Origin of the sequence: Streptococcus sp. CCH8-C6 (genome assembly GCF_001557225.1) — a bacterium.
Lineage (GTDB): Bacteria > Bacillota > Bacilli > Lactobacillales > Streptococcaceae > Streptococcus > Streptococcus sanguinis_C.
Genome location: NZ_LSJN01000019.1, coordinates 39,799 through 49,122 on the forward strand (window position 1 = coordinate 39,799; position 9,324 = coordinate 49,122).

Consider the following 9,324-nt stretch of genomic DNA (forward strand, 5'->3'; position numbering starts at 1 on the left):
ATCTCGTTTCTGTTTTTCTTTCCCTATTTTATCAAAAAAAGGACAAAATTGCTCTTCTTTCAGTTGCAGCTTTGATTTTTTTCCTACTATGATTTATGGTATAATGGTAGCATGATTGAAAAAGTATTTCGGGACCCGGTTCATAATTATGTTCATGTGGACCATCAGGTTATCTATGATTTAATCAATACTAAAGAATTTCAACGGCTGCGCCGCATCAAACAGCTGGGTACCTCCGGCTATACTTTCCACGGCGGGGAGCACAGCCGTTTTTCGCATTGTCTGGGAGCTTATGAGATTGCTCGGCGCATCACCAAGATTTTCAATGAAAAATACCAAGCCAACTGGGACAGCCATGAAAGCCTGCTGACCATGACAGCCGCTCTCCTGCATGACTTGGGGCACGGAGCCTATTCACACACCTTCGAGCGCCTCTTTGACACCAATCACGAGGACATCACACGGCAAATTATCACCAGTCCTGAAACAGAGATTCATAAGGTCTTGGTGCAGGTTTCGCCGGATTTCCCAGAAAAGGTAGCTAGCGTCATCAACCATACCTATCCCAATAAGCAGGTGGTCCAGCTGATTTCCAGCCAAATCGATGTAGACCGGATGGATTATCTCTTGCGAGATTCCTTTTTTACTGGTGCTTCCTATGGACAATTTGACTTAACCAGAATTTTACGAGTGATTTGTCCAGTAGAAAACGGCATCGCCTTCAAGCGCAATGGCATGCATGCGGTAGAAGATTACGTTGTCAGCCGCTACCAGATGTACATGCAGGTCTATTTTCACCCGGCCAGCCGAGCTATGGAAGTTCTGCTGCAAAATCTGCTCAAGCGGGCCAAGTTTCTCTATCCGGCTCAGAAGGATTATTTTGCGCTGTCATCGCCCAATCTCATTCCATTCTTTGAAAACAGAGTGACCCTGCAGGATTATCTGGCCTTGGATGATGGTGTTATGAATACCTATTTCCAAGTTTGGATGACTAGTCCAGACAAGTTTTTATCTGACCTGGCTCAGCGTTTTATCAACCGCAAGGTCTTTAAGTCTATCGTCTTCTCTCAGGAAAACGAAGCGCATTTGGATATCATGCGAGACCTAGTTGGACAGGTTGGTTTTGACCCTGATTACTATACTGCTATCCATCGTAATTTTGATTTACCTTACGATTTCTACCGGCCTGACGTTGAAAAACCTCGGACCCAGATTGAAATCCTACAAAAAGATGGCAGCTTAGCAGAACTGTCCAGCCTGTCTCCTATCGTTCATTCGCTAGCTGGAACCAGACAGGGTGATAATCGCTTTTACTTCCCCAAGGAAATGCTGGCTGAGACCGGACTTTTCAGCGAAAAAAACCGGACCTTTATGCACTATATCAAAAACGACCAATTTACCTACGGAGAATAATATGTCTATCAAATTAGTTGCCGTTGACATTGACGGTACCCTTTTAAATAACCAAAAAGAAATCACTCCTGAAGTCTTCAGCGCTGTTCAGGATGCCAAGGCTGCTGGTGTCAAAATCGTTATTGCAACCGGCCGTCCTATTGCGGGTGTTCAAAAGCTTCTCGAGGAGCTAGAGCTTAATCAGCCAGACAACTATGTAGTTACCTTCAACGGCGGACTGGTACAGGATACTGTAACTGGCGAAGAATTAATCAAAGAAACATTGACTTATGAGGACTATCTGGATATCGAACTGCTCGGGCGAAAATTAGGTGTCCACATGCATGCCATCACCAAGGACGGCATTTATACAGCCAATCGCAACATCGGCAAGTACACTGTTTACGAGTCCAATCTGGTCAGCATGCCTATCTTCTACCGCACACCTGAAGAAATGGCCAATAAAGAAATAGTTAAGTGCATGTATATTGATGAGCCAGAAATTCTGGATGCGGCCATTGCTAAGCTGCCACCGGAATTAGCCGAAAAATATACACTGGTTAAGTCAGCTCCTTTCTATCTGGAAATTGTCAAAAAGACTGTCAATAAAGGGGCTGCTGTCCTCCATCTGGCTGAAAAGCTTGGCTTGAGCAAGGAGCAGACCATGGCTATTGGTGATGAAGAAAACGACCGCGCCATGCTAGAAGCGGTGGGCTCTCCTGTTGTCATGGAAAACGGCAAGGAAGAACTCAAAAGAATCGCCAAATATATCACCAAATCAAACGACGAATCCGGCGTAGCACACGCCATTAGAGAGTGGGTTTTAAAATAATGTTTAGCTACAAAATTGGAATTTCAGCTCAGGAACACGACGATTTTGTCACAGCTCATCCGCAGGCCAATCTCCTGCAGAGCTCAGCCTGGGCTCAGATTAAGGACAACTGGGCCAATGAGCGCTTGGGCTTCTATAAAGACGACCACTTGGTTGCTGCAGCCAGTGTCTTGATCAAACCACTGCCCTTGGGAATGACCATGCTTTATATCCCTCGCGGTCCCATCATGGACTATGGTGACAAGGAGCTGCTGACCTTTGTTTTGGCCTCGCTCAAGAAATTTGCCAAGGAGAAAAAAGCGCTCTTTGTCAAGTTTGACCCTAGCCTCTTTCTGGCAGAAAGCAAGATGGGTGCTGAATTGCAAGACAATACAGAGACGGTTGAGCTGATTCAACAGTTACAGGAAGCAGGAACTGTCTGGGTCGGACGGACTGAGTCTCTGGACGAAACCATCCAGCCTCGCTTGCAGGCCAATATCCATAAAGAAGATTTCAGCGAGGATCTGCTTTCTAAGAGTACTCGGCAGGCTATTCGCACAGCCCGTAACAAAGGCATCCAAATCCAATTTGGCGGAGCAGAATTACTGGATGACTTTTCAGCCTTGATGAAAAAGACAGAAAACAGAAAAAACATCCACCTGCGTGGAAAAGACTATTACCAAAAACTCTTGGATACTTATCCTGAGCATTCCTATGTCACCTTATCCAGCATTGATCTAAAGGCACGATTGGAAGACTTGCAGGCTCAGCTGACCAAGACACTCAAGGAAGCAGAGAAATTTACCGAGAAAACCAAGCCTGGCAAGATTGAGAATAACCAGCAAGAACAGAAACGCCTCCAAGAAGAGATTGACTTCCTGCAGGACAAAATCAGCCAAGGTGCTACTGTCGTTCCCCTGTCTGGCACACTGGTCTTGGAATACGGCAAAACCTCTGAAAATATCTATGCCGGAATGGACGAGGAATACCGCCGTTACCAGCCAGCCATTATCACTTGGTACGAAACGGCCAAACATGCTTTTGAGCGCGGAGCTGATTGGCAAAATATGGGCGGAATCGAAAACGATCTCAAGGGTGGTCTCTATAGCTTTAAATCCAAGTTCAATCCGACCATTGAGGAATTCGCTGGTGAGTTCAACCTGCCAACTAATCCCCTCTACCACCTCTCTAATCTGGCCTACACACTCAGAAAGAAACTGCGCAGCAAGCATTAACAGAAAGGAAGCCTATGACCTTTAAACTTCTCAGCCAAGAAGAATTCATCCAGCATACCTCAGCTAGCTCCCAACGCTCTTTCATGCAGACCGTAGAAATGGCAGAGCTGCTGAGCAAGCGGGGCTTCAGTACCCAGTATGTCGGCTACACTGACCCACAGGGACAGGTAGTGGTGTCAGCTGTCCTCTACAGCATGCCTATGACTGGCGGCCTTCATATGGAAATCAACTGCGGTCCTGTCTCTACTGATACTCAATACCTGACTCCTTTCTACCAAGCTTTGCAGGCTTACGCTAAAAAAGAAGGCGCCCTAGAGCTCATCATCAAACCCTATGAGACTTATCAGACTTTTGACAGCAATGGCCAGCCCACATCTGATGAAAAAGTCGAGCATATCCAGCAACTGACTGACTTGGGCTTTGACTTTGACGGCCTACAGACAGGCTATCCAGGCGGAGAGCCTGATTGGCATTATGTCAAAGACTTAACTGGTCTGACAGAGAAAGACTTGCTCAAGTCCTTCAGTAAAAACGGCAAGGCGACCGTCAAAAAGGCTAATACCTTTGGTATCAAGCTAAAAAGACTGGAACGTGACCAACTCAGCATTTTCAAAGACATCACAGCTGCCACTTCTGACCGGCGGCAATATAATGACAAGCCACTAGACTACTATCAAGATTTTTATGATAGCTTTGGTCAGCAGGCGGACTTCATGATAGCTAGCCTTAACTTCAAGGACTATCTTCAGAACTTACAAAAGGATCAAGAAAAACTGGGCCAGAAAATTCAGAAACTACAGTCGGACTTGGAAAACAATCCTCAATCTGAAAAGAAGCAAAATCAGCTGCGAGAGCTTTCTAGTCAGTTTGACAGCTTTGAAACCCGCAAAGTAGAGGCCCAAGATCTGATTGACAAGTACGGCGACCAAGACCAAGTCCTGGCTGCCAGCCTCTTTATCTACCCCCCTCAGGAAACAACCTATCTTTTCAGTGGATCTTATCCTGAGTTTAACAAATTCTACGCGCCAGCCCTGCTGCAGGAATACGTTATGACTGAAAGCATCAAGAGAGGCATTCCATTTTACAATTTCCTAGGTATTATGGGAATTTTCGACGGTTCTGACGGTGTTCTGCGCTTCAAACAGAACTTCAACGGCTTCATCGTCCGAAAAATGGGAACTTTCCGTTATTATCCTAACCCTCTCAAGTTTAAGCTGCTTCAGCTCATAAAGAAAATTCTAAGACGTTAAAAAACCAAGGTTTCCCTTGGTTTTTTTGTATGTTTATCTATAACGAGGTGTCGCAAAACCACGGATATTTCCATGACCGATGCGGTAGGTATTGCGTTTAACTACGTTATTGCTGTTGCCTTCAATCGTGTGAATGATGCCATTTTCAACTTTTTCGACAATACCGATATGATCAGCCCAGCCATCGTTTTGCTGGGTATCTTTGTCCCAGTTAAAGGTTATGATATCGCCTGCGCTAGGAGTCGAATTACCATCTTCATTCCAGATACCTAGTCTTTGGAAAATATGAATATGGCGCTCTACACCACACTCACGGCCGATAAGATCGCTCAAGCCTTCTCTTTGGAAAATAACCGTCGTGAAAATGTCGCACCAGTCATCTGTGTTTTTTACAGCGTAGCCAACTGGCAGTGGTCTGACACTGTTATAATCGTTGACCAAGCGCTGATGCTCAGCACTCCCTCCCCTGACACCTACCATAGCAGCTGCCGCCACAAGAACACGGTCTCGCTGACTAGCTGCCTGAGGACGGTTTACAGAGATAGAGGTCTTTTCTCCACCAGCTCCCTGCAGCTGATTTTGATTATTTAAGTAATACAAGTGAACATTGTACTCGCCTGCATTATTCTTATGGTCACGCGCATATACATGCTTACGATAAGTACCATCAGCCTGACGATCCGCTGTGTACCATTGGACATCATCTTGGCCATTCGCTTCTGACCAAGTCGGCAGGTAAACTGTCTTGAGACCTTCTGGTGCCACAATACCTGATACTACAATATCAAACTCTCCAGTATCGTTATTCTTATTTTGAATACTGATTTTACCCTGCGGCTTACTGATTGACACATTGGTCTTGATGCCACCTGCTCCTACTAGCTTGCCATCATTTTGCACATAGTAGAGATGCACATTATATTCGCCCTGAACGTTGTTATGGTCGCTCGCACGAACTCGCTTACGATAGGTACCATCCGGCTGACGTTCCGCGTTGTACCACTTGATATCATCCTGACCGTTGGCCTCTGACCAGGTTGGCAAGGAAACAGTCTTGAGACCGCCTGGCGATACAATATCTGAAACCACAATATCAAAATCGCCAGTTTCGCTGTTGCGATTCTGAATACTGATTTTGCCCTGTGGTTTAACTGCTGACACATTGGTTGTAGTACCGCCAACACCGACTAACTGCCCGTCGTTACGGACATAGTAAAGATGGATATGATACTTACCAACTGAGTCTTTATGTTTACTAGATTCAACAGTAACTTTATAGGTACCATTAACCTGCTGAGTAGCTGTATACCAGATAATATCGTCTTGACCGTTAGCTTCAGACCAAACCGGAACACTGACAGCAGACACTTCATAAGTGGCAGAAACGTTCGAAATCACAACATCAAAACTGCCGTTGACATTATTCTTATTTTGAATACTGATGTTGCCCTTTGGCTTACCTAGAGAAACATTAGTTTTTATGCCACCAGCACCAACCAGCTTGCCATCATTTTGCACATAGTAGAGATGAATATTGTACTCGCCCTCAACATTTTTGTGATCATTTACACGGACTCGCTTACGATAGGTACCATCCGGCTGACGTTCTGCGTTGTACCACTTGATATCATCTTGGCCGTTGGCTTCAGACCAGGTTGGCAAGGAAACTCCTTTCAGACCGCCTGGCGATACGATATCTGAAACCACAATATCAAAATCGCCAGTTTCTTTGTTTCGATTTTGAATACTGATGGTGCCCTTAGGTTTGCCAAGAGAAACGGTCGTTTTAGTACTGCTTACACCAACCAGGCGGCCGTCATTTTGAACATAGTAGAGATGGACATTGTACTCGCCCTGCACATTATTGTGGTCGCTTATGCGTACCCGCTTACGATAGGTGCCGTCAGCCTGACGTTCTGCATTGTACCACTTGATATCATCTTGACCATTGGGCTCTGACCAAGTTGGTAGAGAAACAGTCTTAAGACCTCCTGGAGATGAAATACCTGAAACAACAATATCGAAATCACCAGTTTCGCTGTTGCGATTCTGAATGCTGATTTTACCCTGTGGCTTGATGACAGATACATTAGTTGTAGTACCGCCGACACCGACTAATTGGCCATCGTTGCGGACATAGTAGAGATGGACATTGTACTTGCCAACTGAATCCTTATGTCTGCTAGAATCAACAGAAACTTTATAAGTACCATTGGCCTGCTGAGTCGCTGTGTACCAGATAATATCGTCTTGACCATTAGCTTCAGACCAAACCGGAACACTAACAACAGACACTCCATAAGGAGCAGAAACGTTTGAAATCACAACATCAAAGCTGCCGTTGACATTATTCTTATTCTGAATACTGATATTACCCTTTAAAGGCTGCTTAGCAAGAGCAGACTGTTGGGTAAATCTTCCAATGTAATCAACACTATGGTCAAATACATGCTTACCAGCTAACAGCTGAGCCTGAGCTGTAAACTGCCATGCTCCAGCGCCACTATTGTATTTGAGAGATTTAGCTCCATCAAGATTTAAATTAGAAGACGGATACTGGGCCACCCAGAAGTTGCTATAGCCAAATTGCGATGTATTAACCGGTCCCTTGCTGCGAAGATTATTTTGATCCAGCCAGCTGGCACTGGTATAGTACATCAGGTTAGAATAACCCAGTCTGCGCATCTCATCCGCCCAAGCCTGGGTATGCTGGTTAATCCCATTTTGCATTTTAGGATCTTCCATGTCGTTAACCATAACTGTATTTTTAGGCAGACCTAGTCTATTGGCAAAGGCAGCGTAATAGCGCGCTTCAGCTCTCGCTTCTTCATCACTGGTATAGTGCGAGAAGGCATAGGTCGATACTTGTAAACCAGCTCCCTGCGCATTTCTCACCTGAGACTCAGCAAATGGATTAGTGTAATGGGTTCCTTCTGTCAGTTTGACAACAACACCGCCAACCCCTTGCTGGGCTAATTTACGATAGTCGTCTACGCTGATATGGCCATTGTGGCTGCTGACATCTACAAAGGAAGTGCCTTTAATCTCCGCTTGGGAATTCCCGCGGGCTGCCTGAGCCTTTGACCCAGCATTATAAAATACAGTTTTTCCAGCATTATTAGCTTTTGGTGCTGATGCTACTGCAGGACTAGTCTTTGGCTCTGAGGCAGTAGCAGAATCTGCAACAGAAGAGCTTGCTTTTGCTGACTGATCAGCTGCAGTTTTATTCTGATTAGAAGCATTTGCTTCTGACTGACTTTGCCCTTCTAGCTTATCAGGAGCTACCTGAGTTTGCACTATAGCTGATTGAGCTGCTCCTCCAGACTCAACAGCTGTTCCTGCAGCGTTCGTTACTTGCTCCTCTTGCTTAACAGCTTGAACTGACTGTTCTACAGATGATACTGCTACAGTCGGCTGATTAGATGTTTGTGTTGCGGGCACATTGACTGTTTGATTCTGGGAACTAACAGACCTTTCTGTTTTTAAAACTTCTGACTCAGCGACAGTATGTTCCTCGGCTTTTGTAACATTGGCAGTCGCTGCCAACAAAATAGCCGTACTCGCCAAATAAACCAATTCTTTCGATTTCAACTTTTCTCTCCAACTTTTAAAAAACTTGCCATCTTTGGGAGGACAAGTTTTAAGTCTGTATTTTTTTATTTTACAAAATCAAGCAATGCCAAGAAGCTTTCAGCTTCAAGTGACGCACCACCAACAAGAGCACCGTCAACATCTGGACAAGCCATGTAAGACGCAACATTTTCAGGTTTTACAGAACCGCCGTACTGAACGCGAACCTTGTCCGCTACTTCTTGACCAAAGTCAGCTGCTACAACGTCACGAACTGCTTTACACATCTTTTGAGCGTCGTCTTGAGTTGCTGACTTACCAGTACCGATAGCCCAGATTGGCTCATATGCGATAACCAATGATGCAACCTGCTCAGCTGTCAAGTCTTTCAAAGCAGCTGATACTTGAGCACCAACGAAATCTACAGCTTTACCAGCTTCGTAAGTTTCAAGCGATTCACCACAGCAGATGATTGGCACCAGACCATTGCGGAAGATAGCGTGCGCTTTTTTGTTGATGTCTTGGTCTGTTTCATGGAAATAATCGCGGCGTTCTGAGTGACCGATAACGATGTAGTCAACTCCAACTTCTGCAAGAACTTTAGGGCTGTTTTCACCAGTGAAAGCACCTGCATCTTCAAAGTAAGCATTTTGCGCTGCAACCTTAAGATTGCTTCCTTTAGCTGCTGCCAAAACAGTTGTCAAATCAAGTGCTGGAGCAGCGATACCAGCTTCTACTAAATCTGAAGAAGGTAGCTTAGCAGCAACCGCTTCTACAAAAGCCTTAGCTTCTTCAGGATTTTTGTTCATTTTCCAGTTACCAGCAATAAATGGTTTACGTGACATATTCACATACCTCTTCTATTTTATTTATCTGTATCATTGTAACACAATTTGATGAAATAATAAAGGTTATCCACAGAATTTCATCAAATTGAAACATCTTATATAAGCAATACCACACTTTTTCTCATCTTAACATAAGTCTCTCATTAGTAAATCAAAAAAAGAAACTAGGACATCATCCTAGCTCTTTTTTTAATATCAATTAATCTTGACGCTTCTTA

Annotated in this window: 6 protein-coding genes; 4 read left to right on the forward strand and 2 right to left on the reverse strand. The window is 44.7% G+C overall.

The window, feature by feature from the left end:
* Positions 1 to 111: 111 nt before the first annotated feature.
* Genes AX677_RS02560 through AX677_RS02575 form a run of 4 tightly spaced genes read left to right on the forward strand, consistent with a single transcriptional unit; the run spans position 112 to position 4,688 of the window.
* The gene (locus AX677_RS02560) at positions 112 to 1,413 is read left to right on the forward strand and encodes an HD domain-containing protein (RefSeq protein ID WP_060976071.1); all 1,302 of its coding nucleotides are present in this window, start codon (positions 112 to 114) and stop codon (positions 1,411 to 1,413) included.
* 1 nt (position 1,414) lies between these two features.
* Positions 1,415 to 2,224, forward strand: coding sequence for a sugar-phosphatase (gene yidA / locus AX677_RS02565; protein WP_060976072.1), 810 nt, complete (start codon positions 1,415 to 1,417; stop codon positions 2,222 to 2,224).
* Positions 2,224 to 3,438, forward strand: a complete 1,215-nt coding sequence (locus AX677_RS02570; protein ID WP_060976073.1) for an aminoacyltransferase — start codon at positions 2,224 to 2,226, stop codon at positions 3,436 to 3,438. The genes yidA and AX677_RS02570 overlap by 1 nt, the downstream gene beginning before the upstream one ends.
* 14 nt (positions 3,439 to 3,452) lie before the next feature.
* Complete coding sequence (locus AX677_RS02575; protein ID WP_060976074.1) at positions 3,453 to 4,688, forward strand: aminoacyltransferase; 1,236 nt, start codon at positions 3,453 to 3,455, stop codon at positions 4,686 to 4,688.
* A 33-nt stretch (positions 4,689 to 4,721) separates the two neighbouring features.
* Here AX677_RS02575 and AX677_RS02580 read toward each other — a convergent pair whose 3' ends face one another.
* Positions 4,722 to 8,279: a GBS Bsp-like repeat-containing protein gene (locus tag AX677_RS02580; RefSeq protein WP_060976075.1), complete on the reverse strand. Its 3,558-nt coding sequence runs from the start codon at positions 8,277 to 8,279 to the stop codon at positions 4,722 to 4,724.
* A gap of 65 nt (positions 8,280 to 8,344) precedes the next feature.
* Positions 8,345 to 9,103 (reverse strand): triose-phosphate isomerase, encoded by a 759-nt coding sequence (tpiA, locus tag AX677_RS02585; protein WP_002900651.1) that lies wholly within the window; start codon positions 9,101 to 9,103, stop codon positions 8,345 to 8,347.
* Between the last annotated feature and the right edge of the window lie 221 nt (positions 9,104 to 9,324).